At 43.1% G+C, this 24,748-nt stretch carries 24 protein-coding genes and 2 riboswitches; of the genes, 17 read left to right on the plus strand and 7 right to left on the minus strand.

The features are described 5' to 3' along the window. Positions 1-46 precede the first annotated feature (46 nt). Positions 47-1,261 (plus strand): MFS transporter, encoded by a 1,215-nt coding sequence (locus CN378_RS21030; protein ID WP_257141229.1) that lies wholly within the window; start codon positions 47-49, stop codon positions 1,259-1,261. A gap of 64 nt (positions 1,262-1,325) precedes the next feature. Here CN378_RS21030 and CN378_RS21035 read toward each other — a convergent pair whose 3' ends face one another. Continuing rightward, positions 1,326-2,618 (minus strand): NCS2 family permease, encoded by a 1,293-nt coding sequence (locus tag CN378_RS21035; protein ID WP_098354459.1) that lies wholly within the window; start codon positions 2,616-2,618, stop codon positions 1,326-1,328. 83 nt (positions 2,619-2,701) lie between these two features. Further along, positions 2,702-2,802: riboswitch (purine riboswitch) on the minus strand. Positions 2,803-3,017: 215 nt separating this feature from the next. Here CN378_RS21035 and CN378_RS21040 point away from each other — a divergent pair. Further along, complete coding sequence (locus tag CN378_RS21040) at positions 3,018-3,875, plus strand: CvfB family protein (protein WP_098354460.1); 858 nt, start codon at positions 3,018-3,020, stop codon at positions 3,873-3,875. A 48-nt stretch (positions 3,876-3,923) separates the two neighbouring features. Here the strand turns inward: CN378_RS21040 and CN378_RS21045 are convergent, their stop codons facing one another. Beyond that, entirely contained in the window at positions 3,924-5,147 is a 1,224-nt protein-coding gene (locus CN378_RS21045; protein ID WP_179885012.1) for an MFS transporter, read from the minus strand. A 230-nt stretch (positions 5,148-5,377) separates the two neighbouring features. On the opposite strand from CN378_RS21045, the gene CN378_RS21050 reads away from it, so the two are divergent. Continuing rightward, positions 5,378-6,433 carry a C45 family autoproteolytic acyltransferase/hydrolase gene (locus CN378_RS21050; protein ID WP_098354461.1) on the plus strand — a complete coding sequence of 352 codons (1,056 nt, stop codon included), beginning with the start codon at positions 5,378-5,380 and terminating at the stop codon, positions 6,431-6,433. 270 nt (positions 6,434-6,703) lie between these two features. Here the strand turns inward: CN378_RS21050 and CN378_RS21055 are convergent, their stop codons facing one another. The 3 genes from CN378_RS21055 to msrA all read right to left on the minus strand — a co-directional run bounded on the left by CN378_RS21055 (position 6,704) and on the right by msrA (position 8,800). Next, positions 6,704-7,819: a glycosyltransferase family 2 protein gene (locus CN378_RS21055; RefSeq protein WP_098354462.1), complete on the minus strand. Its 1,116-nt coding sequence runs from the start codon at positions 7,817-7,819 to the stop codon at positions 6,704-6,706. A 235-nt stretch (positions 7,820-8,054) separates the two neighbouring features. Then, positions 8,055-8,213, minus strand: a complete 159-nt coding sequence (locus CN378_RS22775) for a hypothetical protein (protein ID WP_179885013.1) — start codon at positions 8,211-8,213, stop codon at positions 8,055-8,057. A 56-nt stretch (positions 8,214-8,269) separates the two neighbouring features. Then, positions 8,270-8,800 carry a peptide-methionine (S)-S-oxide reductase MsrA gene (gene msrA / locus CN378_RS21060; RefSeq protein ID WP_098354463.1) on the minus strand — a complete coding sequence of 177 codons (531 nt, stop codon included), beginning with the start codon at positions 8,798-8,800 and terminating at the stop codon, positions 8,270-8,272. Positions 8,801-9,019: 219 nt separating this feature from the next. Beyond that, positions 9,020-9,218: riboswitch (cobalamin riboswitch) on the plus strand. Positions 9,219-9,358: 140 nt separating this feature from the next. Here msrA and CN378_RS21065 point away from each other — a divergent pair. From CN378_RS21065 to CN378_RS21130, 14 genes are all read left to right on the plus strand, one after another. After that, positions 9,359-10,318: an ABC transporter substrate-binding protein gene (locus CN378_RS21065; RefSeq protein ID WP_098354464.1), complete on the plus strand. Its 960-nt coding sequence runs from the start codon at positions 9,359-9,361 to the stop codon at positions 10,316-10,318. Further along, the gene (locus CN378_RS21070; protein WP_098354465.1) at positions 10,281-11,339 is read left to right on the plus strand and encodes a FecCD family ABC transporter permease; all 1,059 of its coding nucleotides are present in this window, start codon (positions 10,281-10,283) and stop codon (positions 11,337-11,339) included. The genes CN378_RS21065 and CN378_RS21070 overlap by 38 nt, the downstream gene beginning before the upstream one ends. Further along, positions 11,336-12,805 carry an adenosylcobinamide amidohydrolase gene (locus CN378_RS21075; protein WP_098354466.1) on the plus strand — a complete coding sequence of 490 codons (1,470 nt, stop codon included), beginning with the start codon at positions 11,336-11,338 and terminating at the stop codon, positions 12,803-12,805. The genes CN378_RS21070 and CN378_RS21075 overlap by 4 nt, the downstream gene beginning before the upstream one ends. Positions 12,806-12,836: 31 nt before the next feature. Further along, positions 12,837-13,259 (plus strand): bifunctional adenosylcobinamide kinase/adenosylcobinamide-phosphate guanylyltransferase, encoded by a 423-nt coding sequence (locus tag CN378_RS21080; RefSeq protein ID WP_098354467.1) that lies wholly within the window; start codon positions 12,837-12,839, stop codon positions 13,257-13,259. Positions 13,260-13,410: 151 nt separating this feature from the next. Beyond that, complete coding sequence (locus tag CN378_RS21085; protein ID WP_179885014.1) at positions 13,411-14,178, plus strand: adenosylcobinamide-GDP ribazoletransferase; 768 nt, start codon at positions 13,411-13,413, stop codon at positions 14,176-14,178. Beyond that, positions 14,148-14,765, plus strand: coding sequence for a histidine phosphatase family protein (locus CN378_RS21090; RefSeq protein WP_257141235.1), 618 nt, complete (start codon positions 14,148-14,150; stop codon positions 14,763-14,765). Before CN378_RS21085 ends, CN378_RS21090 begins: the two co-directional genes overlap by 31 nt. After that, positions 14,717-15,145, plus strand: a complete 429-nt coding sequence (locus CN378_RS21095; RefSeq protein WP_179885016.1) for a bifunctional adenosylcobinamide kinase/adenosylcobinamide-phosphate guanylyltransferase — start codon at positions 14,717-14,719, stop codon at positions 15,143-15,145. The genes CN378_RS21090 and CN378_RS21095 overlap by 49 nt, the downstream gene beginning before the upstream one ends. Positions 15,146-15,160: 15 nt before the next feature. Continuing rightward, positions 15,161-15,751, plus strand: a complete 591-nt coding sequence (locus CN378_RS21100) for a cob(I)yrinic acid a,c-diamide adenosyltransferase (RefSeq protein ID WP_098354471.1) — start codon at positions 15,161-15,163, stop codon at positions 15,749-15,751. Next, on the plus strand, positions 15,741-16,226 hold the full coding sequence (locus CN378_RS21105; RefSeq protein WP_098354472.1) for an ECF transporter S component: 486 nt from the start codon (positions 15,741-15,743) through the stop codon (positions 16,224-16,226). Before CN378_RS21100 ends, CN378_RS21105 begins: the two co-directional genes overlap by 11 nt. Further along, the gene (locus tag CN378_RS21110; RefSeq protein ID WP_098354473.1) at positions 16,223-16,939 is read left to right on the plus strand and encodes an ATP-binding protein; all 717 of its coding nucleotides are present in this window, start codon (positions 16,223-16,225) and stop codon (positions 16,937-16,939) included. The genes CN378_RS21105 and CN378_RS21110 overlap by 4 nt, the downstream gene beginning before the upstream one ends. Before the next feature lie 175 nt (positions 16,940-17,114). Further along, complete coding sequence (locus CN378_RS21115; protein WP_098354577.1) at positions 17,115-18,068, plus strand: LCP family protein; 954 nt, start codon at positions 17,115-17,117, stop codon at positions 18,066-18,068. Positions 18,069-18,531: 463 nt separating this feature from the next. Continuing rightward, entirely contained in the window at positions 18,532-19,374 is an 843-nt protein-coding gene (gene proC, locus CN378_RS21120) for a pyrroline-5-carboxylate reductase (RefSeq protein ID WP_483295109.1), read from the plus strand. Between the two features lie 121 nt (positions 19,375-19,495). Next, positions 19,496-20,605, plus strand: a complete 1,110-nt coding sequence (proB, locus tag CN378_RS21125) for a glutamate 5-kinase (RefSeq protein WP_098354475.1) — start codon at positions 19,496-19,498, stop codon at positions 20,603-20,605. A 101-nt stretch (positions 20,606-20,706) separates the two neighbouring features. After that, positions 20,707-21,969, plus strand: a complete 1,263-nt coding sequence (locus CN378_RS21130; protein WP_098354476.1) for a glutamate-5-semialdehyde dehydrogenase — start codon at positions 20,707-20,709, stop codon at positions 21,967-21,969. Between the two features lie 62 nt (positions 21,970-22,031). Here the strand turns inward: CN378_RS21130 and CN378_RS21135 are convergent, their stop codons facing one another. Together CN378_RS21135 and CN378_RS21140 are read right to left on the minus strand one after the other, a co-directional pair. Then, entirely contained in the window at positions 22,032-22,778 is a 747-nt protein-coding gene (locus CN378_RS21135) for a 3'-5' exonuclease (RefSeq protein ID WP_098354477.1), read from the minus strand. Beyond that, positions 22,778-24,694 carry a DUF294 nucleotidyltransferase-like domain-containing protein gene (locus tag CN378_RS21140; protein ID WP_098354478.1) on the minus strand — a complete coding sequence of 639 codons (1,917 nt, stop codon included), beginning with the start codon at positions 24,692-24,694 and terminating at the stop codon, positions 22,778-22,780. The genes CN378_RS21135 and CN378_RS21140 overlap by 1 nt, the downstream gene beginning before the upstream one ends. Positions 24,695-24,748 lie beyond the last annotated feature (54 nt).

Genomic DNA, 24,748 nt, shown 5'->3' on the forward strand with positions numbered 1-24,748 from the left:
CAGTATACTATTTAGAGTGGCGAAATAAAAGGAGGGAGGGGTGGACGTGGCACAAACAGCTGTAAAAACAGCAGTGAACCCTACAATTTACGGGATTCTATTAGCGATCAGTTCAGGTCATTTCATTAATGATACCCTGCAGGCTGTCGTACCGGCAATGTTTCCAATCATCGAGAAATCATTGGAGTTGAGCTATATGCAAATCGGCTGGATTGCCTTCTCACTCAACATGACCTCATCTTTATTACAACCGGTTTTCGGTTATTATGCGGATATCCGTTCAAAGCCGTATTTACTGCCCTTGGGAATGTTGTCCAGTTTAGCAGGACTGATCGGTTTTGCTTTATCGGGTCATTTCTTATGGCTCATCGTTTCCGTATTATTTATCGGATTTGGTTCCGCCATCTTTCATCCGGAAGGCTCGAGGGTTGCTTATATGGCAGCTGGAAATCGCAGGGGACTGGCCCAATCGATCTATCAGGTGGGTGGGAATACCGGTCAGGCACTTGCCCCGTTGATTACCGCCTTTGTGTTTGTCCCTTTTGGTCAAAAGGGCGCCCTTTGGTTTACCATTGCAGCCGTTCTCGGTGTGGTTGTCTTGTTCCGGGTATCCAATTGGTATTCAGACCAATTACATTTTACTGAAAAGAGCAGGAGCAGGAAGAGCATTCACGTTAAAAAGGCTCCAATCGATCAGAAAATAAAATGGGCAATGGTATTGGTCGTATTCCTCGTATTCGCGAGGTCGTGGTATGGAGCGGGGCTTTCGAATTATTATCAGTTTTATTTGATCGAGGACTACGGTCTCTCCATCAAAAAAGCGCAGGCTTACATATTCGTATTTATGTTTGCGGGAGTCATAGGAACATTCCTGGGTGGCCCGATGGCCGATCGTTTTGGGAAGAGGAACATCATTTTCTTTTCCATGATCGGAGCTGCCCCTCTGACCCTTGCCTTACCTTATTTACCTTTGAGCATTGTCTACCCGTTTATTTTCTGTATCGGGTTTATTTTATCGTCAAGCTTCAGTGTCATCGTGGTCTATGCCCAAGAGCTGTTGCCAAGTAAGATTGGGATGGTGTCTGGTCTGACCGTGGGGTTGGCGTTCGGAATGGGTGCAGTGGGGGCTGTCATATTCGGTGGATTGGCAGACCTTTTCACCATCCGATTCGTGATGGTACTATGCAGCTTCCTTCCTTTACTCGGAATGATGACATTCTTCCTTCCTTCAGACGAAACAGTAAGAAGCTTTCATAAGTAAAAAAGGCAAAAAGAGGTGATGGCCACTGTTACACAACGGCCATCACCTCTTTTATGTTGTTCCATTAAGAAAATGCGAAGTAAATAATGAATAGTCCACAAAGGATGTACATGATTGGATGAACTTCTTTCCACTTTTTCAGCGAAATCATCGCAAATGGATAAAGAATGAACCCCAATGCGATACCGGTTGCGACACTGAACGTCAAAGGCATCATAATGATGGTCACAAACGAAGGAATGACCACTTCAAGACGATTCCAATTGATATGTCTTACTTCTGTAGCCATCAGAGCACCTACAATGATAAGTGCCGGTGCCGTCACCTCAGGGGTGATAACCGATAAGATGGGAGAAAAGAACAAGGCGATCGAGAAACAAAATGCGATCACGACAGACGTGAATCCAGTTCTTCCTCCAACGGCCACCCCGGCAGAAGATTCCACAAAAGATGCTGTCGTAGAAGTCCCGAATATCGCCCCTGCCACACCAGAAGCCGAGTCAGCAAGGAGGGCCCTTCCTGCATTAGGAATCTGATTATCCTTCATAATTCCTGCTTGACTGGCAACGGCTATCAAAGCGCCTGCTGTATCAAAGAAAGCGACAAATAGGAAGGTAAAGATAACCGCCATGATTTCAACAGTGAAAATATCACCTAAATGGGTGAATACAACTCCGAATGTCGGTTCAAGACTTGGGACCTTCCCGATAACGGAGTGAGGTACGTCGATCTTCCCTCCGATCATCCCGATGATCGTGGTTGCAACCATCCCGTAGAATATCCCGCCTCTGATTCCCTTCACCAACATCATCAATGTAATGATAAATCCGAACACAGCAAGTAGTGTGGTGGGAGAAGAAAGGTTACCGATCGAAACAAATGTTTCTGGGTTTGAAACAACCAAACCAGCATTTTTAAATCCTATAAAGGCAACGAAGAAGCCGATGCCGCCCGCAATTGCAAACTTCAAATCCTGGGGGATGACATTGATGATTTTCTCCCGGATTTTCATGACACTTAAAATCATAAAGATGATGCCTGCAATAAATACTCCCGTCAGGGCAATCTCCCAGGGAACTCCCATTCCGATACATACTGAAAAGGTAAAGAAAGAGTTAAGACCCATGCTGGGCGCGATACCGATCGGGAAGTTTGCAAGGAGCCCGATTAAAAGGGAACCGACAATCGCTGACAGAGCGGTAGCTGTAAATAAAGCCCCTTTATCCATTCCAGCCTGACTGAGGATGATGGGATTCACAACAAGAATATAGGCCATTGAGAGGAAGGTCGTGACCCCCGCCAGCGTTTCTCTTCTATATGTTGTCCCTCTTTCAGCAAATTGAAAGAATGTTTTCATACGTAACCCTCCAAGTAGATAAAAATAAAAAAACCCTGGTGCAAAGTTCAACCAGGGTGTGATCCACAGGATAAAATAATTCCAAAGTCATTACTCTATCTTGTAGACAAGCCATTTAAGGTAGCTGGTAGAAACGTTCAAGCCATATTCTTGAACTTATACAAGGTGCATGTGTTTTTTGTTATAATTGAATTAGAAGAATCATAACAACTCACTATCATCAGGTCAATGGGACCAGTAAAAGTTCGTGAATTCATTATTTTCTAAATTGATGATTTATTTTAAAAAACGCCATACCACTATACATCACTAGTGAAAAAAGCTATATTTAGTGAATACAAATGTTGAGTAGAGAGAACTTAAGTTAATACGTTAATTGATATAGGAGGAAATAAAACAATGTCGTCTTTAAAGCCGGGTACGGTAGTGGATTTATTCGTTGATCATGAAGTACCATATGGTTTCTTTTTAACGAATGATGAGGATCGTGTATTGCTGCATCACTCTGAAATAACAGAAGAGATTCAAGAAGGAGATACGGTCAAAGTATTTCTTTATCATGACAAGGACGTTCGTCTGACAGCGACTATGCGTATCCCTAAGGTACAGGTCGGTGCATACGGTTGGGCAGAAGTTGTGGACAAACGGGAAGATTTAGGTGTCTTTGTTAATATTGGACTTCCTAAGGATATTCTGGTCTCATCGGATGATCTTCCGAAGTTTCTGGAGCTTTGGCCAAATCCCGGTGACCAGCTGTTTCTAACCTTGAATCGGGATAAGCAAGACCGTCTTTACGGAAGATTGGCAACTGAAAATATCATTGAGCAGATTTCCAGAAGAGCATCCACTGAAATGATGAATGCGAACGTGCAGGGACGAGTGTATCGACTGCTCCGAGTCGGGACCTTTTTCTTATCTGAGCAAGGGTATCGCTGCTTCGTTCACATGAATGAACGAAAGCAAGAGCCAAGACTCGGGGAACTTGTTGAAGGGAGAGTCATCGACGTGAAGGATGACGGGAACTTGAATGTTTCATTCTTACCTTTAAAGCAGGATAAAATGCAGGATGATGCGAAGGTCATTCTTGAGTACCTGGCAACACGAAATGGTGCCATTCCTTTTTGGGATAAAAGTCAGCCGGACGAAATCAAGGACCGTTTCAATATGAGTAAGGCGTCCTTTAAACGCGCCCTGGGTAAACTGATGAAAGAAGATCAGGTGTATCAGGAGGAAGGCTGGACGTACTTAAAGAAATAATTCATAACAAAAGAGTGCTGACGCATTGTCAGCACTCTTTGTTTACATTTAAAGAAGACTGTCTTGTTCGACTTTCAGATTTGCTTTTTTTGTGTTCACCGATGTAATCGGCAACAAGGTTCCCAATAATGCGATGAAGGAGCATCCAATGAGTACAGTGGAATAACCTTTCAAAGCGATGGTGGATAATAATCCGAACACGACAAGATCCAAACACGAATCCACTATGGAGAGCAATGAAATCGTCGTCGCCCTGATCCCCGAAGGAATCAAATCATTACTTAATTGGGAGTAGATGGGATAGCGGATAGCCCTTACAAGTCTTAACACAAAGAATGCGCCTAAAACGATCCATAACGAGGAACCGAACAAACCTGAAAGAAGTAATCCGACTACGGCCGTTAATCCAGATAGGTTCATCAGCAATACCCGGGAAAAGCGTGCCGTCATCCAGCCGATTGAATTCGAAGCTATATAGCCCAGGATGGCTGAAACGGCATAAAAGACGCCAATCAGGTATACCGGAACCCCTGCATCCTTTAGAAGCGGCTGATCAAAGTATTGATAAACGGCACCGGCCGGGATGAACACCAATGTCACATTCAGAAACATCAGCAATAACTGTGGTGCCTGCCGTATGACTTTGAGACCACTCTTAATTTGAGAGAATGGATTTTCTTTCTGGAACGAATCAGCAACAGGCTGTTTGACACCCAGAATCAGGAATAATTCTATCAGATGAAAGACCAAGCCCAGAATAATGAGCAGGGTGAATTGATGATCAGCTAAATCCTTTGCTAAGTATGAACCGACCAAAACGGCAATCAGCATACTAATGAAAGAAGCTGACTGGATTTTTCCCATCGCATGATCCATTCGATTTTCTTCATTTGACTCCTTGAGTGAATCATAGATTAATGCTTCATCTGCCCCAGAGAAAAAGGTCACACTGAACCCGTTGATGAAGCTGTACAGGAAAAACATCCAAGGTTCGTAGGCAAACAAAAGAAGAACGATGCTAAGGAACTTAAGAAGGGATCCGAGTAAAAAAGAATATTTTGCCCCGAAGCGGTCTGCAAAAATTCCAGTTGGAACCTCTCCCAGTAATACGGCCCCGCTCCAAAACATCAGAACAATCAATATTTCGGAGGAGGTTAACCCTCTTTCAAAATAGAATAATGTTAATACGGGTTGAAGAAAACTGATTGTACCAAAAAAAGAAATCCAAAATAGCATCCGGATATTATGGGATGCGAGCGTTTGTTTCATCATAAAATGTCTCCTGCTTCCTGAAATTTTTTATACTCTGGAAGAAGGAGCGCCGTTTCCTATTCGTTACAAACTCAGAACGTTCACTCCTTCTTGAATTCGTGAAAGTGTTAGCGTTTTTTGCATGATATTTCCTCCTACAATTTGATGATTTAAGTGTAGCATAACAGGGTAGAGGGGGAGAAGTTATTTATTCGACATTATATTCAGGATGCAGAAAGGGATATGGATGAATGAAAAAAGTTGTATTAGATGTCTTGCAGTCAAGAGGGACTTATTATGAGATCGGCCTTCAATTAGGACGAGAACTTCGGAAATCAGCCCTCTACAACCATCATCTGAAGCGCCGGAGGAGGTCACTGCGGGACTACAATGTGGATATCATAGAAGCGAAGAGATTATTTCTTCAGTTTGCACCCGGCTTGTGGGAGGAATTAAAGGGTTTGTCAGAAGGATTACAATGGTCCATGGAGGAAACCGTTCATGAATATTCAGGCTTTCAGCAGGAGTGGATAGAGTCCGGTTGTTCATCTCTAGCCAAAGATGGTCTTTATGTAAGGAATTATGATTATCACCCCAAAACGTATGAGGGCAGGCTTTTACTCGTGAAGCCTTCAGGAGGATATGCTTCTGTAGGGTTCTCCGGCAGAGGGATCGGACGGATTGACGGGTTGAATGAAAAAGGTTTGGCATTAGGTTTTCATTTTGTGAATCGATTAAAGCCCGGAGAAGGGTTCATATGTACGACAATCGCCCGGATCATCCTCGATACATGCAAGGATTCTGACGAGGCCATTGATGTTCTGCGCAAGCTCCCTCACCGCCATAGTTTTAACTATTCTTTGTATGATCGAAATGGAAAGGCAGCTGTGGTGGAGGCGTCTCCGAGAGGCATTGGGGTTTACCATTCATCAACACTTAGTTGTACCAACCATTTTCAAATGAATCATATGAAAAAAGATAATCGTCATTATTTAAAGGATTCTCTGAAAAGGCTGAGTGTGCTGCAATCCGGGCAAAAAGAGAGATTGACCATGGAAAGGGCACTTAAATTATTTAATGATGGTGACAGCCCCATTTTCAAGAAGGCGTATGACTCATGGGCGGGGACCATTCATACGTGTGTATTTGATTGTGAAACTTTGCAATGCTTAATCGGATTCGGTGAAAGTGCAGAAGGAGTAAAGATAGACTTTCAGGGTTGGATAGAGGGAGTGGATATTTCCATTCGGAAGATAACCGGACATTTCGATACTGACGTTCGATTCTTATTTATGCACGAGGGATAAGACAAAGGGGAGGGAACCGAGCAAATCAAGGGATTAACGGCTTATCATTGTGGAGGACTTCCTCGGTTCTTATTTTTTAAAATGTACTTTTTGGTATAAATTTATGCAAGATTCTTATCATTCTTAAAAATGCATATAAGCTCCCATCCAACTCACATTTTAACAGAAATAAGAAGGATGAAGCTTTTGCAGCGGGCATGAGAGAACGCTGAGGTTAAATAAGAGATATCCTAGTGTACGGTAACGATGTGAAAATATTGAACAAAAAGATTATTTCATCTTTTCATCCTTTCCTTTCTCTATAAAGACGTAACGATCTTTCCACATGGTATTTTTCCTGACAAAGGTGTTCAGTAAAGAATGGAGAAAAGTCACCAGGAAAAAAAGGATATGAACGGGAAACAGGAGCGTTTCGAAGAAGCTGAAATTGCCGATCCTTCTCACGATCAAATAGAGGTAAACTCCAATAAGGCAGTATTCAACCGTGAATAGAAAGGGATTGGCCCATATCATGCCTGGTAATTGGAAGACCAGGGAAGTGAGGGAAGCAATCCATAAAGACGCAAATCCCAGAAGGAGGATATTGGTCGACTTAGCTCCCGAAGCAAAGCTTTTTGACCATCCTCGGAATAAATCGCCAAGACCTTCCCCATACATCCTAATAGAGATGGCATCCTTGCCACTTACCGCTTCTACCGCTTCCACGCATCTCTTAGCTTGTTGACTCAAGGCAAAATGCTCCACCATTGCCCCCTTGATGGCCTTGTGCCCTCCAATCCGCTCATAAACCTCCCTTGAACAGAAAAAGAATTGACCAAAGCCGCCTGAAGGTTTGCACGGCCATGAAAAGAGATGGGTGATACTGGTCGATGCGAACACGATCAAGTGAAACATCATGGAAAGAGTTTCATAGCCAGTTTCCATCTTATGAAAAGGATGGATGCTCAGCACTCCTTGACACTGTTGCACTTTATACGTTTCGCAGATTCTTAGGAGTCCTGCCTGCTCAAACCATGTGTCACTGTCCACGAACAATAAGAATTCCCCTTTGGATTCTTTCGCTCCATGCCAGCAGGCCCACGATTTACCATTCCAGCCGTTCGGAAGGGGGGGAGCATCAATCACTTTTGCGCCTGCATTTTCAGCTATATCCTTCGTCAGGTCCGATGAGGAATCGTTTACCACGATGACTTCCAATGGCTGTATGAATTGTCCTTGGATGCTTGACAGCAGCTTCCCTATTGTTTTTTCTTCATTCCTTGCAGGGATGATGATCGAACATTTTTTGACCAGATAACTATTCCTTACATGAATGGATTTCTTTACGGTCGGAATCCTGGTAAAGAGGAAAACGGTCAGAATCAAGGTTATTAACCCTACATACATATTTTCACCTTCTTATACAAAATTGTGTTGTATCGCCATTTTAACCATTTTATTAAACTGTGATACCTTGATACATCTGGAGGAGCGCAGTACAAGGATTCTTATCGTGGATGGAAGTGCTGGATAAATTGGAGAAGATGGGCGTCACAAACGTAAGGGATCATATCGAATCTGGACATACTTACCGGTTGAAAAAAAGGTGAAGGCCCGAGTGTAAGGAGCCTTCACCTTTTTGTCATTTCCATTCCGACGAATGAGAATCGACCGTATCCGAGTTATTTACGTTTGCTTCATCTTCATCGGGATAGGGATCAAAGAAATTGACGACTTTCCCCGGACCTTCATATCCCACAACCTGCTCTCTATCATCATTTTGTTTCTCGTTTTTCTTCATATAAAAACTCCTTTCTACCATTAGTTTGGCGAAAGGAGATTATTTCATGCCGTTATTTATTTTCGCCAATGATCATCGATGAATTCATCACGGCCTGATTTTGCACGGTCCTGCTTGTACTCATCCGGATTCTTTTTATAGAATTTTTGATGGTAGTCTTCTGCAGGATAAAACGTTTTGGCAGGAAGGATTCTGGTGACGATCGGTTTCTTGAATCGCCCGCTTGCCTCTATTTGTTTCTTCGTTTGTTCAGCTAATTGTTGTTGATGGTCATTATGATAGAAAATAGCTGTACGATATTGGTCACCGCGGTCATGGAATTGCCCACCGTCATCAGTGGGGTCGATCTGTGGCCAGTATAGCTCCAATAGCTTTTCGTAAGGAAAGAGGGCCGGGTCGAAGGTGATTTGAACCACTTCATAATGTCCGCTGTTACCTGCCTTAATATCCTCATAAGAGGGATTCTCCAGATGACCGCCGGAGTATCCCGATACGATATCGATGATTCCCGGCAGTTCATCGAAAGGCTTTACCATGCACCAAAAACAGCCACCGGCAAAGGTAGCGATTTCTCTTTTTTCATTCATTTAGAAAACCTCCTGTAACCAAATATGCTTCTCTAAAGCAGTAAAGCAATAGCTGAAAAGATTCTACCACGAAAGAAACAAAGCGACAATCGATTTAACTTGCTGGAATGAGGGCAATCTATTCCCCACGTGAGTATTTTCTTCAAAATTCAACAATTTCTTCAAAATTCATTTCCTATCCATCGGAATTTGTGTATAATTCTTTTGAACGGAATAATTACATATGTCATGAGATCAGGTGAAGCGGAAGTCACGATTCTTCTTAGCTTCTTAATAGGGAAGTTGGTGTAATTCCAACGCGGTCCCGCCACTGTAAATGGTAGTGAGCTGAATACATACCACTGTGCACGAATGCATGGGAAGGTGTCAGCAAACAATGATCATGAGCCAGGAGACCTGCCTGATTTTTCACGCACCAAATCTACGCGGATAGAAGGGTGTAATGTGCATGGTTTACGGTATGAAAGCCTATTTATATGCATCTTACACAACATCTCTAGTCCACTGGAGATGTTTTTTTGTCTGACAAAATGTTAAAAACACAGGGGGAAGAAGGAAATGAAGCACACATTGAAGGCAATACTTGCATTATTACTTGCTGTCGGGTTTTTGTCAGCATGCGGAACGAGTAATGATGACCAGAAAAAAGAACATGCAGAGGTAAGCGGGGATCAATCCGGGTTTCCGTTGTCTTTGAAGGATGCACTGGATCATAAAGTGACCTTGGAAGAAAAGCCAAAGCATATTGTTTCATTAATTCCAAGCAATACTGAAATCCTATTTGAGCTTGGGTTAAACAAGGAAATCGTCGGTGTCTCTGATTTTGATAACTATCCTGAAGAAGCGGCGGACAAAGAAAAGATCGGTGGTATGGAGTTTAACGTCGAGAAAATTGTCGGTTTGAATCCTGACCTTGTCCTTGCCCATGAATCGACCGCTAAATCTGCAGAAGAAGGCTTGAATCAGCTGAGGGATGCAGGGCTCAACGTCTTCATCGTCCACGATGCTAAAAGCTTTGAAGAGGTATACGGCACGATTAATGATATAGGCACTCTTGTCGGTAAAAAGGATCAGGCAGCGAGCATCGTTTCTGACATGAAATCGGATTTGAAATCCATTCAGGAAAAAGCAGGAGAAGTATCAGAAAAGAAACGCGTCTATGTTGAGGTCTCACCATCACCTGATATTTATTCAACTGGAAAAAATACATTCATCGATCAGATGCTGTCAATGGTCAATGCTGAAAACGTCATGAGTGACCAAGAAGGCTGGGTGCAGGTAAATCAGGAAGCCGTCATTTCAGCAAACCCGGACGTGATTATCACAACGTATGGATATTACAGTGAAAACCCTAAAGAACAGGTAATGGGAAGAGAAGGCTGGAAAGATGTGAGTGCTGTAAAAAATGGGGAAGTATACGATGTCCATTCAGATTTAGTCACACGCACAGGCCCAAGATTGGTTGAAGGAGTAGAGGAAATTGCAAAGTCGATCTATCCGGAGGTATTTGCAGAGTAAAATAGGGATCATGTACGGATTGGCGGGACTATTTTTAGTAACTGCCCTACTTGCAGGTATATCAATTGGAACGATTTCGATTCCATTATTGGATATTATATATATTGTCGGGTCTAAATGGTTCGGTTTTCAATTACCCGAAACCATCGATCCCATGTATACGAACATCGTTTATACCATCAGATTGCCAAGAGTAGTGTTAGCCCTGTTGGTCGGGAGCTCCCTGGCCATTGCCGGAGCTTCTTTTCAAGGGTTATTGCGCAATCCGTTGGCTGATCCATATACATTGGGAGTGTCCTCTGGAGCATCGGTCGGGGCAGTCATCACATTGTTTTTTCATGTGAGCATTCCGTTTATTGGGAAGTTTACGCTTCCCTTTTTCAGTATTATTTGTTCGATTATCACCGTACTCCTCGTATTGTGGTTCGCACAAAAGGTGGAAAGGACCATGAAGGTAGAAACCATTATATTGACGGGAATCATCTTCAGCTCATTTTTAGGCTCGTTGATTTCTTTGATGATCGCCCTCACAGGTGAGGAATTAAGACAGATCATCGGCTGGCTCCTTGGAAGCGTATCCATGAGAGGATGGGATTACGTCGCCATTATCCTGCCTTTTTTCCTTGTGGGGGTAGTGTTGCTCCTTCTAAACAGCAAGGAATTGAATGGAATGAGCTTCGGCGAAGAGCAAGCCCGTCATATTGGTATCTCGGTACATAAGAGAAAGCTCGTCATACTGATTGCCGGAAGTATCCTGACGGGGGCAGCCGTTGCCGTGTCTGGTACGATTGGATTTGTCGGACTGGTCATCCCTCATTTTTTACGCCGAATCGCAGGGCACGATCATAAGCATTTACTTCCTTTATCGATCATTGTAGGAGGTGGATTCCTCGTTCTTGCAGATTTGCTCTCAAGAACGATCATCGCTCCGACTGAGCTTCCGATAGGAGTGATCACAGCCCTGATCGGTGCACCGATGTTTGCTTATATTCTCTTAAAGAAAAGGGGGCTTTCATCATGATCGATGTAAACGGTGTGTCAGTAGGGTATGACGATCATACCATCATTGAAGACATGAATTTTCATATAGAAGAAGGAGAATTCTTTGGGATACTCGGGCCGAATGGAAGCGGTAAGACAACGTTGTTTAAAGCGATGACTGGCCTTCTCCCTTTAATGGATGGAGCCATTTCATTAAAGGGAAGACCGCTTCATCAATTTTCTTCGAGGGAATTGGCAACACATATCGCAGTATTGCCTCAGATTTCCACCGAAAGCTTCTCTTATGAAGTGAGGGAAACGGTGATGCTTGGACGATATGCTCATCAAAAAGGTTTCTTTAAGGGTGCGACTGAAAGGGATATGGAAGTGGTAGGGAAAGTGATGGAGCAAACGGGAATAGCCCCACTGGAGAACCGCTATCTGCATGAATTGTCAGGCGGGGAGCGTCAAAGGGTGTTCCTGGCACAGGCCCTTGCGCAGGAACCAAAAATTTTACTTCTGGATGAACCTACCAATCATCTGGACCTTTCCTATCAGAAGTCCTTATTGGATCTAATTAAATCTCAAACGATCAACGAAACATTAACGGTGGTAGCCATTTTCCATGATCTGAATTTAGCGAGCCTTTACTGTGACCGTCTGCTTCTGTTAGATAAAGGGAAAACAAAGCTTCTTCACCACCCTGAAGAGGTCTTGAAAGAGAAACATATAGAAGAAGTGTATCATACAAAGGTTCAGAAGCAGGCTCATCCGTTGGTGGCCAAACCCCAGATGGTGATTGTACCTGAAGAAAGACGGACCGAGAACCTTATTTTAGATGAAAGGTACATCAACTCGAGCGAAGAATGCATCCACTTCAATTCACCATTCCCATTAAAATGTATGTCTTCAGGCATTATAGGGGCAGGAATCGGCTGGTACTCGGACTTTATCAATCGCAGGGTACCTATTGATTATGATAGCCGGGATTATCAGGAAGATATGAGGGAGTATCTCGTTCATAAAGAACTCGACCCTTCATTATCTGTCGGGATGATGACGGCCCTTGATTTGACAAATATGATATGTGAACGATTTGAAAGTGATGGGAGATCGGTTTTCATCATGGTGACCGCCGGTGTCGGGAATGCCATGGATGTATCAACAAGCTATCAATATGATATACATTCAAAACCGGGTACGATAAACACCTGGGTATTCATCAATGGAAATTTATCCGATGAAGCATATATTGAAGCAATCGTGACATCCACCGAAGCAAAGGTAAAGGCGCTGCATGACATGGAAGTAAGGGACAGGCGAAATGGAAGTCTCGCAACGGGAACGCCTACAGACAGCATTCTGATTGCCTCCAGTCAAAAGGGCAAACTCGAGCCCTTTGCAGGACCGGTCACTCCAATAGGGAAGTTGATTGGTCGTGGTGTTTATGAAGTGACGAAAAAAGCCATACAACTCTACATGGAGAAAAAAGAGGGAGGGTTATAAGCCTCCTTTAGAAAAGAGGCTGAGGGGTTTCATGGGAAGATTAGTGTTCATAACAGGAGGGGTTAGGAGCGGTAAAAGCTCCTATGCTGAAAGACTGGCGGCAGACCTGAAAACGACGAATGAGCCCTTGATTTATCTGGCATGCGGAGTGGATACCGATCATGAAATGGAAGAAAGGATTACCAAACACCGACTGGATCGGCAGGCTTCTTCCTTAGATTGGGTGACGATTGAACGCCCGGGGGCTATCAAGGGCATCATAGACTCTATATCATCTAACTCCATCGTCCTGTTAGATTGTCTGACGACTCTCCTGACAAATGAGATGTTCGGGATGGAAACGGGAAGCTCCGCGGGAATAGAGGATGAAATCTTTCAATCTATCATTCTCTTAATGGAGAAAGCACAAGTATTACTTGTGGTAAGCAACAACTATTGTACGACATTTCATTGAAATCAGGAGAAATACTCCAATTTCAGCGGACTCTGGGGGCGTTACATAGAAGACTGATCGAAAAGTCCTCCATAGCGATTGACATGACATCAGGTATTCCTGTGGTAAAGAAGGGAATGACACTGACATGATGGGATTAAAGGGTTTTCTCATGAATGTACAGTTTTTCACCACTCTTCCTGTACGCAAACAATTCTCAGTGGAAAAAGATGAAATCAAGTGGATGGTCCGCTCATTTCCAATACTGGGTTTGTTTATAGGCATGCTCCTTTGGGGTGGATATGTGCTGCTGGATTCTTTTACGCCTTTGAGTCCATTGGCGTTATCATTTTATATTTGGGTAATGCCCTTCCTCCTGACCGGCGGACTTCATTTGGACGGTTATATGGATGCAAGTGACGCCTATTTTTCTTACAGGGATAAAACTAAACGGCTAGACATTATGAAAGATCCCCGGATTGGTGCATTTGCCGTTTTATCTCTTTTGGTTATGCTTTCTTCCCGTTTTGTGTTTATTTATGAAACCATACACTACACTGATTTTGCCATGATCAGCATCATGCTTTTGTGGATTCCCTTTTTCAGTCGTGTGCTCATGGGAGCAAGTCTTATTCTGATTACACCTGCGCAGGAATCAGGTATGGGGTTTGGTTTCAGTAAGCACCTAACCGTACATGAGCTTATTTGGCTGCTTGGTTATGTATTGCTCGTAGGAGTAGTGTCAAGCATTTATCTGAATGGGTTATCTCTCTATGTCATTTTCACTATAGTCACATTTGGATTTTTCTTGGTCGTTCATTTAAATACCATCAAATGGTTTGGAGGCATGACCGGGGATACGGTAGGAGCCAGTGTGGAAGGGGTGGAGTGGGTATTATGGATGACTATATGGTTATTGGTTTTATTCGACATGGTCTAACGGAGGAAAACGAGAGGGGGAAGTATATCGGCTGGACGAACCCAAGTTTATCGAAGGGTGGAATCGATATCCTTCAAAGACGAAGGCCATTCTTTAGGCAGTACGAGGGGTGTTTTTCAAGCGATCTTAACCGATGTGTGGAATCCTCCCATTTTTTGTTTCCTGGTGTCCCGATTAAATCGTCTCCACTTTTGAGAGAATTACACTTTGGAAAGTGGGAGGGTTTGACCTTCGAGACCTTGAAGGGTGATGGAGTTTATCAGGATTGGTTAACCAATCCAACCATATCTCCTCCAGGTGGAGAAGGGATGAACGCATTTAGAAAACGGGTGGATGTTGCCTGGGAGCAGATCAAAGCACAAATCGATGAGCTTAATGGGAAGCGTTATGCGGTCATCACCCACGGAGGAGTCATTCGCCATCTATTGACTTCTTTGTCTCCAGGAAATGATCCTAGAACCTTTTGGGAGTGGAAAGTCAGCCACGGAACCGGGTACGAATTGATTTGGGAAACAGAAGAGGATTGGAGGGATCAAGTGTGTACTTCATTACGGGCGGTGCCTTTAACGGGAAGGCAAGATGGGTAAGAAATCATTTTCGTTTACAGAATAGCGACACAGAGTGGGTTCCGTTGTTTAATGAAGGTGTGGAAGAAATCCACACGTCATTGCCAAACGTTGTATTGGAGGGACTTGAATATGCGATTCGCGCAGCCCTTTTGCACCGAGATGCTGACGTTAGGTCGGCGTTTAAACGCAGGATGCAGTCATTAAAAGAGTGGGAAGAAGAAAATCCCGAACGAAAAGTAATCTGGATTGGTTCGGAAATAGGAAAAGGAATTGTTCCGGTGGATCAAGCATCCAGGGAGTGGAGAGATATGACAGGGTGGGTTTATCAGGACCTTGCAGAAATTTCTCAAAGAGTATGGCTGGTCTGGTACGGCTTGGCAACATCATTAAAAGGGTAAAGGAGAGGGGATTTTATGCAACTTTATACAAGAACCGGAGACAAGGGACGGACAAGCTTAATTGGTGGCAGGGTCGACAAGGATGATATTCGTGTTGAAGCATACGGGACATTGGATGAGGTAAATAGTTTCGTGGGGCAGGCAATTTCTGAGATGGAGCATGAGGGTTTTGAGGATTTAGTAAAGGAGCTTATGAACATCCAGCATGAACTGTTTGATTGCGGTGGAGATTTGTCCAATGTCTCAACGAAAAGAAAGAGTAAGCTTCAGATTGATTCCGTGCATTCTTTGGAAGAAAAGATTGATCGGTTGACCAAAGAAGCTCCTCCTCTTGAAAAATTCATCCTGCCGGGTGGTGTGAAAGCCTCTGCAAGTATACATGTTGCAAGGACTGTTGCCAGAAGGGCAGAAAGGTGTATGGTATCCCTTTCAAAGACCGATGAGGAATTCCCTGTTGTCACCTTACAATACATCAATCGCTTATCGGACTATTTTTTTGCATTGGCACGTGTAATCAATCATCGCAGTAATGTAAAAGATGTCGAATACATCCGGAGTGCTAACGTATTCTCAACCGGTAAAGTGCAGAAGAAGAATGAAAAGTAACCTGAAGACGCTTTTATTATTATCCTTATTTCTTGCTTTTTCTGCAATCGGTGGATTGGTGAAGATTCCGGCGGTCATCGGGACAGTCGCCTTGGACAGTATGCCTGCACTATTAGTCGCTTCCTTATACGATGGCAGGAAAGGGGCGCTTGTTGCAGGAGGTGGACATTTACTTTCAAGCCTTTATGCTGGATTTCCCCTCGGACCGCTCCATCTTCTCATCACAGTTGAAATGGCTCTCTTTGCATGGCTTTTTGGATATGTGTTTTCAAAAGGGAAACGTGTATTGGCAGCAATCCTCTTTTTTATTGGAAACGGTGTTCTGGCAGCTGTGCCATTCATTTTTATCCTGAGTTCTTCTTTCTACAAAGCCATTGTTCCTTCTTTATTGATAGGAAGCTTCATAAATTTAACGATTGCACACTTTCTGTATCCAACTCTTGCTTCCAGATTACGAGAGGGGGAAACGGGATGATCCAACACCGGGATGTTTTGTCGATCTCCATTTCTGAAGAAGATGAACTGATTATTGCGTCTGACTGCAGCGGTGGGATTGGACGGAAAACCGCTGACGTTGTCAAGGTTGATCCTGAGATTGTAGGGTATTACAGCTTTCGAGTGGCAGTGATGGAGTGTTTAGCAGTCGGTGCCCGTCTCAAAGCTGTTCAATTATTAAACTTCACGGATGATACCGTGTGGGAAAAGTATTGCCAGGGTGTACGAACGGGATTGTGTGAACTGGGTATAGATGATATTTCGATAACCGGTAGTTCTGAATCCAATATCATTCTCAACCAGTCTGCACTCGGATTAACGTGTATCGGAATCAGAAAAAAGAAGCCGCTGCAACTATCTCGAGACAATCTTTCATATGCTCTTATCGGGACACCTTTAGTGGGTGATGAAGTAATGGGCCATGAATCATCCATCGCCCCATTGAATTTATTTAATAAGTGTATCCATCATCCTTCCATCATCGACATTTTGCCGGTGGGATCGAAAGGTGTTCGTCACGAGCTCTCTCTGCTAACAGGAAGGCCATTGAGAAAGGGAGAAGTTCATTCATTGCATGATTTAGAAAAATCCAGCGGGCCGGCAACTTCATTCATCATTACATATAAACCAGAAGAAGAAACCGTTATAAAGAACCTTACTGAGGGATTCTACCAATCTATTCATTTTAATTGACAGCAACAACTCAATACTTTTACGGCTATTTGTGGTAAAATATATTTTCAGGCGGGCTGGTATGGAGAAAAGTGTTAGTTTATCCAGTATTCTGCGATTGTCAATCTCCATTGTATAGAGTACTATTTCATACTATCATCGGTTATTCATGAATGTCATAAAAGTAGGTGAAGAAATGGAGTCACGGTTAGATCGAAAGACCAAAAAGAAAAAACGCGGAAGAAAAGTGATTTTGGTATTATTACTCCTTATTTTTAGTTTGCTCGGTTATGCTGCTTTTCAGTTTTACAGCGGGTATAAAATGGCTGGTGATGACCAGATGCAGGAAGATTATAAATTCAACGGTGTAAAAGATGAAAACGGGAAGGTTAACATACTGTTATTGGGAGTCGATAGCAGGGGCGAGGAGAAATCAAGGACCGACACGATGATGCTCGCACAAATCGATCCCAAAACGAATGAAACCAAACTTGTTTCATTTATGAGAGATATATATGTAGAAATCCCGGGGTATCAAAATTATAAGCTGAATACCGCATTTTACTTAGGCGGACCTGAATTGCTTAGAAAGACGATTAAACAGAACTTTGATTTGGATATTCAGTACTATATGATTGTGGATTTTAAAGGTTTTGAACAGTCCGTTGATATCCTTGCACCAGAGGGGATCGAAATGGATGTTGAGAAAGCCATGTCAGAAAATATCGGTGTTTCCCTCGAGCCCGGTGTCCAGAACCTGAACGGGAAGGAATTACTCGGTTATGCAAGATTCCGTCATGATGAAAATGGTGATTTTGGAAGAGTTGAAAGACAGCAAAAGGTGATTACAGCTCTTAAAGATGAAGTCCTATCCATTGGTGGTGTAACAAAGCTTCCGAAAATGGCAGGATCCATTCAGCCATATATCCAAACGAATATGAGTAAACTTGATCAAATTTCCATCGCGAAAGATGTTCTTCTGAGCAACAGCAGTGACATGGACAAGCTCACCTTGCCAGTTAACGGCTCATATACAAATGGAAGTTATAGCGGAGTCGGTTCCGTTCTCGAAATTGACTTCGAAGAAAATATTCAAGCATTAAAAGACTTCCTGAGTGGGAAAAGCTCAGACGAAGCTGGAACTGAATAAATCTTAAAATCCCGTTAAGGCTATAAGGCTTAACGGGATTTTTTTGCTTTAAAGGAGGGAGTTGGTCGAAGCGACCTCAGAACTGGTCTTAAAGGCTTCTAAACAAAAATCGAGTCGTTTACGAATAGAATGCCAAAAGTAAAAATTCTGATTATACGCTTTCTCAGCCAATTTAGAGCCTTCAGAAGGAATCTGAACAACATAAATGGGTATGATAACGCTTCCACTAGCTATTTCGGCTAATTCCTTACTACTTCCTTTATTGCCCTTGATATCATTCATCAGCATGTTACGATAATAAACGTTGTGAACAAAACACACGCCAATCAAGGGTTTTGGCGACATGAAATAACATTTACAATCAAACATCAAACTTAAACTTTATAGTAAATGAACGATTAAAAACAAAAAATGTGTTTTTGAAAAACTTGATATAAAATAAGAACGGGAGTGGATATGATTGTTGAAAAATAAGACGATTGCTTTTTTAGGTGCAGGAAATATGGCTGAAGCAATGATTTCAGGAACTGTACAAAGTGGAAAGATCCCAGCTGAACAAATCATTGTTTCCAATCGAAGCAATTACGGCAGACTTCAGGAAATGAAAGCTAAATATGATATCACTGCTTTAACAAAAGATGATCTTCCTTTCGGAGAGATCGATATCCTCATTCTGGCCATGAAGCCTAAGGATATCGATAAGGCATTAGATTCCATCAATCATTTAGTAAGGAACGATACGGTGATCATGTCGGTGCTGGCAGGAATCACCACTTCTCATATGGAAGAACAGCTGCCTGCAGGTCAGCCTGTCATCCGTGTCATGCCGAATACGTCAAGTATGTTAAAGGAATCTGCAACGGCAATCAGTGCCGGAAGATTCACTTCAAGAGAAGACATGGCTGATGCAGAGGAATTATTATCAAGCATTGGAGAAGTATTTGTCATTGAAGAAAGTCAGATGGATATTTTCACCGGAATTGCCGGAAGCGGTCCAGCTTACTTCTATTATTTAATGGAACATATTGAAAAGACCGGTGCTGAAGCAGGACTTGATCCTTCATTGGCGCGTAAGATCGGCGCTCAAACCATTTTCGGCGCAGCCAAAATGATGCTGGAGCGAGAAGAGTCACCAACACAACTCAGAGAAAATGTTACATCCCCAAACGGTACTACGGCTGCAGGACTTGATGCTTTAGCACAATTCGGCGGTGGTAAGGCCATCTCAGAAGCTGTAAAGGGAGCAGAAAAGCGTTCGAAAGAAATCAGCTCAACCTTACAGTCCAAACAATTGGTTACGAACTAATCTAACAACCAACATCAACCACCTCATATAAATAATGTTACCAACCGAACAAGAAATCCAGGTCCGTCCCTGCATATAGAAAGAGGGGCAAGGGATGGACCTTATTACTAGGAGTGATTGAATGTCCCAAGATAAGAAACGTATCGTCATTAAGATCGGAAGTAGTTCATTGACAAGCTTACATGGAGAAATGAGTCGCAGGAAGCTTGAGCGCCTTGTGGATGAGGTTGTCCGCTTAAAGGATGACGGCCATGAAGTATTGCTTGTTTCATCAGGAGCCGTCGCTGCAGGATACCGTAAATTAGGTTGCTTGACACGACCGAGTTCGCTGCCTGAGAAGCAGGCTGCAGCAGCAATTGGTCAAGGGCTATTAATAGAAGCGTACTCTGATCTGTTAATTTCAAACGGATACGTGGCTTCTCAAATTTTGATCACTCGTAGTGACTTCTCAGATGAAGACCGATACAACAATGCCCGTAACACGATAAATGTCCTGCTTGAAAGAGGAATCATTCCTATTGTGAATGAAAATGATACAGTGACAATCGACCGTTTGAAATTTGGAGATAATGATACTCTCTCTGCTAAAGTTGCAGCATTGGTTGATGCCGATCAACTCATCATCCTATCAGACATCGATGGACTGTACGATTCAGATCCACGAAAAAATCCCGATGCTGAACTACTTGAGAGTGTCACTGAAATCACAAAAGATATTGAAGACATGGCTGGAGAACCGGGAAGCTCGGTCGGTACCGGCGGCATGAGATCTAAAATCGATGCATTCAAAATTACAATGGCTTCAGGGATCCCAGCATTCCTCGGTAAATCGGGACATGCAAACATCATTTATGACGCAGTCCAGCGTACGGCTAAAGGAACCTATTTTGAATCGACGGAAGATTCCGTCAATCTCGATTCCAAAAAGCAGTGGATCGCATTCAATTCAGGTCCGGAAGGTGAAATCACCATTGATGCCGGTGCGAAAGACCGTATCTTAGAGCAGAAGGAAAGCTTAACCATCGATGATATCTACACGGTGAAAGGCAGATTTGATAAGGGTGCAGTTGTTCGCATCCTGGACAATCGCAATGAAGAAATTGGACTTGGAATGGTCAATTATCGATCAGGCCAACTGAAAAACCCTGCAGACATCAAAGCCGATGAAATCGCAGTAGAAATCGACCACCTTGTATGTCATGTAGAAGTACCCATTCCTGTAGGAGTGTAAGTGGGAGGGGGTTCTTTTCCCTCCCTGTTAAATAAATCATTATATCAATCGAAAATGTTTACTGAGAAAGAAAGCTTTTCAAAATAATCAGGAGGTATTTGATGACTTTAACTGTAGAAAAAACCGATGTAAAAAAACAAGCGATACTGGCAAAGAAAGCTTCTAAAACGTTAAGCATGCTGACTACGGAACAAAAAAATAAAGCACTTCATATCCTTGCCGATCATTTAGATGCGAATTATGAATCCATTCTGACTCAAAACGAAAAAGACCTTGAAAGAGGCAGGGAAAAAGGTTTCGAAGCTGCGTTTATGGATCGCTTATCACTTTCAAAAGAACGCATTGAAGACTTTGCTAACGGTCTTCGTCAAGTAGCTGACCTTGAGGATCCGACTGGCAAAGTGGTTTCAGATTGGACATTGGAAAATCAGCTTCAAGTTCAAAAAGTGACCGTACCGCTTGGCGTCATCGGAATGATCTATGAAGCACGCCCAAATGTGACAGTGGATGCTACTGGGCTAGCTTTGAAATCCGGTAATGCTATCATCCTGAAGGGTGGTTCGAACGCCATCACATCGAACAAAGCTATTGTGGATGTCATGCATGAAGCATTGGAACTAACCGATATTCCAAAAGATGCCGTACAATTCATCAATACGACTGACCGCGCGGCAACAAGCGAATTATTTACCATGAAAGAGCATATTGATGTATTGATTCCACGCGGTGGCGGTGCCTTGATCAATGCCGTAGTCAATAATGCAACGGTCCCTGTCCTTGAGACCGGTGTAGGGAACTGTCACATTTATATCGACAGGGAAGCTGAACCAGAAAAGGCATTGAACATCATCATTAATGCCAAAACGGATCGACCGGCTGTATGTAACGCTGCTGAAACCGTCATCCTTCATGAGGATTGGTTCAATGAGAATAAAGATGCCTTTGTTGAAAAATTGAAAGAGCATCATGTTTCCATTCATGGAGATGAAAAAGTGGTAGAGGCGATTGCAGATGCCAAGCTTGCAGGTGAAGAGGACTGGGCGAACGAATATTTAAGTCTTGATATAGCCGTTAAAGTTGTCTCTACGATGGATGAAGCGGTTGAACATATTGAACAATATGGAACCAAGCATTCAGAAGCCATTGTGACCGAAAATAATGCTACAGCGAAAAAATTCATGATGCTCGTGGATGCCGCCGCACTTTATCATAATGCTTCCACACGTTTCACGGATGGCGGAGCATTAGGATTCGGTGCCGAAATTGGGATCTCAACTCAAAAATTGCACGCAAGAGGGCCAATGGGGCTTCCGGCACTAACGACAGTCAAATATATGATGCATGGAACCGGACAAATCCGATAATATATAGTCAAAAAGCCGCATGAGGGCCCCCTCATGCGGCTTTATTACATTCCACCCGTGGATCATCCCGATTCCTGGAGCAGGAATTCGTGTAATCCACGGATGGTATGAACTTCATTTTGATAACAGATTTTTAAGAGTTTCTCAAAGATCTCGGCCGTCATTATCGCATCATTTAAAGCGTGATGACGGGTTCGATCCTGGATATTAAATTTATCCACAAGGACGTCCAAATAGCAGTCATCCCTTTCAAGTAATCCATTGGCCAGGGAAAAGGAATCGATAAATTCAGGGTCGAAGGAAGGCAGCTCCCACTTATAGATCCTTTTCTGAAGAAAATTAATATCAAAGCTTGCAGGGTGAGCGACCAGGATCGTCCCTTTGCTGTATTCCAGAAAACGCTCCAATCCTATCGGTAGCGTCACACCATTTAAAAAGTCTTTGCGCCTCAGACCTGTGAACCGTTTCGTCTCCCTCGAGACTGTCTGAAGCGGGTCGATTACCTGATAGAAGGTGTCGTCTTTTTGAACTTTACCTTCCTTGACTTTCACTGCTCCTATGGAAATGATTTCATCTCCGACTTCCGGAAAAAAACCGGTGGTCTCCAGGTCGAAGATTGTAAAGGTACATTGGAATAAATGTTTCTTTTGAAGGGTTGGTTTTTCTTCTTCAAACTGTTTAAGGGCACGGGATAGTTTATGGTAGGATAGCTTTTCCTTTTCACGTTTGACTTGGTAGCGAAAGAAAAATTGCTGCCACAAATAATATTTAAGTATCCGGTAGCCAACATTTATACCTATATCATTCATTAAACCACCCGGTTCCTGTTAAAACTGATTTCCATCACCTGCTGTAGTCGATTGGCAATTTGGATGGATTCTTTTAATTTTTGACGATCCTCTTTCGAGAGCGTACGGACATCGATGTCGTTACTTAGAGGTTTACCCTCACTGAGTTCAAGGAGATTCTGTTTTGTCCTCAAGGAAAGAAGGATGTGCATGGCCGTTTTCACATTCTCTGCATCCCTTGGATGGAAGGCCTGTAATTTTTTCAATGCCTGTACCCGTTTGATGGTATTCACTTCTTTAATTCCATACTTAACCGAGTGGATCCGGATCATATTGACGATTTGCAAGAGCCCCGATTTCTTGATGTTGAATAAATGATTTTTCGGTTTCAGATTCACCCGACCCAATGGGCCGACGGGAAGCTTGAAGCGAAGGGCATCTTTTCGTAAGAGTTGCTGCATATTAAGGGATCGTTTCGACTTTTCCGCCAGGTAATCCCTTATCTCCTCTGCAATGGAATAGTCCCCGTAAATCGGACGGAAGTCATAAAACATCGTGATGTTCTGGATTTCCTGGGCATCCATTTCATGAAGCCACGCATCGATCGCCTTTTTCCAATCCGTATAGGACCGCTTCCATTTTTGCTCCTTTGCCATGATTCCCCCTGTACACTCCGGGAAACCGCATGCCGCAAGCTTTAAATTCAATTTTTCGGTGAAGGCCTGAAAGTATTGGTCTACTTTGTTCAGGTCGGATAAATGGTTATAATCATCGAGGATGATCCCATTATCCTGGTCTGTATGGAAACCCTGCTCACTGCGTCCCTGGCTGCCCATCACAATGAAGCAATAATTGATGGGGGCTGATCCGAACCCTTCCTGCCTCATCTCTCTTTCACTTAATTGAATGATCTTCCGGTGAAGGCGGTCGTTATAGTTCGAAATCACTTCGCAAACATCGAAACCAAAGCTGTCTTGTGCAAGAAGGTCTTGAATGAACTGTTGAAACGTAGCGCTCTTCACCGTAGCAAGTTCCACCAAGTCATCATTCGATACGGCCTTTTGAATCTTATAAGAAAGATCAAGATAATTGGAATCCTGTATATTGAGGAAAGAAGTACTGGTGAGAATCCCCACGACAACATCGTTGCGGATAATGGGGACGAAATCCACTTCTTCATGCTTGAAGTAGGACAGCGCTTCATAAGCGAAAGACTCATCCCTGATCCAGAAAGGCTTTTCCTTCATCCAGTCCCTTACCTTTTCAGAGATACTTGGTTTTGTAATATAGGACAGAATTTCCCGTTGTGTCAGGATGCCGAGCATTTTTTTTTCCTGGTCCACCACCACTAATCCATAAGTATCCTTTTCCTTCATCTTTGCAGCTGCTTCCACAATGGTTGCATCCCCATCGATGAAAGCAGGGCTATCCATAAGGGTATGTACCTTTGTCCGAAACAGGCTGATGTTTTCATCATCGGTTTCAGTGGCTGATTTTACTTTTATTTCATCGTACAGGGTCTTCATACGATTGCCGATGCTTTCAAAAATGATTTTTGAAAAATCATTGTTTTTGGTCATGATTTCCAAGATCCGGTCTTTCTGGATCCGGAAGACCGTACAATCCTCAATCGCCTGTACTGAAAAGGTCATCTGACCGCTCGTGAGCATGATCATGATCCCGATCAAGTCACCCGGGTAATAGAATCGAAGCGAATACTGCTTTCCACTTGAACGATGCAGGACATTTTTCGCAAGGCCTGAAACGAGAAAGTAGATATCCAGTTCTTCAACCGTTTCATCTTCATGAAAGAGAAATTCCCCCTTCTTGAAGGTCGTGTATGCAGAACCGGAAATAATATAATCCAGCTGTTCCACAGACAGTACATCAAAGGGGTAGTGACCCCGTATAATTTGCAGTAACTCCTGCTGGTTCATCGAATACCTCCCGTTCGTGCTGGTTCCATAGTACTTTACCATAGAATTCCCTAT

Source organism: Bacillus sp. AFS015802, assembly GCF_002561455.1.
GTDB lineage: Bacteria > Bacillota > Bacilli > Bacillales > Bacillaceae_B > Rossellomorea.

Coding starts and splice junctions, on each gene's coding strand:
- CN378_RS21055 (WP_098354462.1), bottom strand. CDS start 7,819: ATGTATGTAGGGTTAATAACCTTGATTCTGACCGTTTTCCTCTTTACC.
- CN378_RS21075 (WP_098354466.1), top strand. CDS start 11,336: ATGATCGATGTAAACGGTGTGTCAGTAGGGTATGACGATCATACCATC.
- CN378_RS21040 (WP_098354460.1), top strand. CDS start 3,018: ATGTCGTCTTTAAAGCCGGGTACGGTAGTGGATTTATTCGTTGATCAT.
- CN378_RS21085 (WP_179885014.1), top strand. CDS start 13,411: ATGAATGTACAGTTTTTCACCACTCTTCCTGTACGCAAACAATTCTCA.
- CN378_RS21050 (WP_098354461.1), top strand. CDS start 5,378: ATGAAAAAAGTTGTATTAGATGTCTTGCAGTCAAGAGGGACTTATTAT.
- CN378_RS21105 (WP_098354472.1), top strand. CDS start 15,741: ATGAAAAGTAACCTGAAGACGCTTTTATTATTATCCTTATTTCTTGCT.
- CN378_RS21080 (WP_098354467.1), top strand. CDS start 12,837: ATGGGAAGATTAGTGTTCATAACAGGAGGGGTTAGGAGCGGTAAAAGC.
- CN378_RS21130 (WP_098354476.1), top strand. CDS start 20,707: ATGACTTTAACTGTAGAAAAAACCGATGTAAAAAAACAAGCGATACTG.
- CN378_RS21035 (WP_098354459.1), bottom strand. CDS start 2,618: ATGAAAACATTCTTTCAATTTGCTGAAAGAGGGACAACATATAGAAGA.
- msrA (WP_098354463.1), bottom strand. CDS start 8,800: ATGAATGAAAAAAGAGAAATCGCTACCTTTGCCGGTGGCTGTTTTTGG.
- CN378_RS21090 (WP_257141235.1), top strand. CDS start 14,148: ATGGTTATTGGTTTTATTCGACATGGTCTAACGGAGGAAAACGAGAGG.
- CN378_RS21135 (WP_098354477.1), bottom strand. CDS start 22,778: ATGAATGATATAGGTATAAATGTTGGCTACCGGATACTTAAATATTAT.
- CN378_RS21110 (WP_098354473.1), top strand. CDS start 16,223: ATGATCCAACACCGGGATGTTTTGTCGATCTCCATTTCTGAAGAAGAT.
- CN378_RS21140 (WP_098354478.1), bottom strand. CDS start 24,694: ATGAACCAGCAGGAGTTACTGCAAATTATACGGGGTCACTACCCCTTT.
- CN378_RS22775 (WP_179885013.1), bottom strand. CDS start 8,213: ATGAAGAAAAACGAGAAACAAAATGATGATAGAGAGCAGGTTGTGGGA.
- CN378_RS21045 (WP_179885012.1), bottom strand. CDS start 5,147: ATGATGAAACAAACGCTCGCATCCCATAATATCCGGATGCTATTTTGG.
- CN378_RS21100 (WP_098354471.1), top strand. CDS start 15,161: ATGCAACTTTATACAAGAACCGGAGACAAGGGACGGACAAGCTTAATT.
- CN378_RS21115 (WP_098354577.1), top strand. CDS start 17,115: ATGGAGTCACGGTTAGATCGAAAGACCAAAAAGAAAAAACGCGGAAGA.
- CN378_RS21065 (WP_098354464.1), top strand. CDS start 9,359: ATGAAGCACACATTGAAGGCAATACTTGCATTATTACTTGCTGTCGGG.
- proB (WP_098354475.1), top strand. CDS start 19,496: ATGTCCCAAGATAAGAAACGTATCGTCATTAAGATCGGAAGTAGTTCA.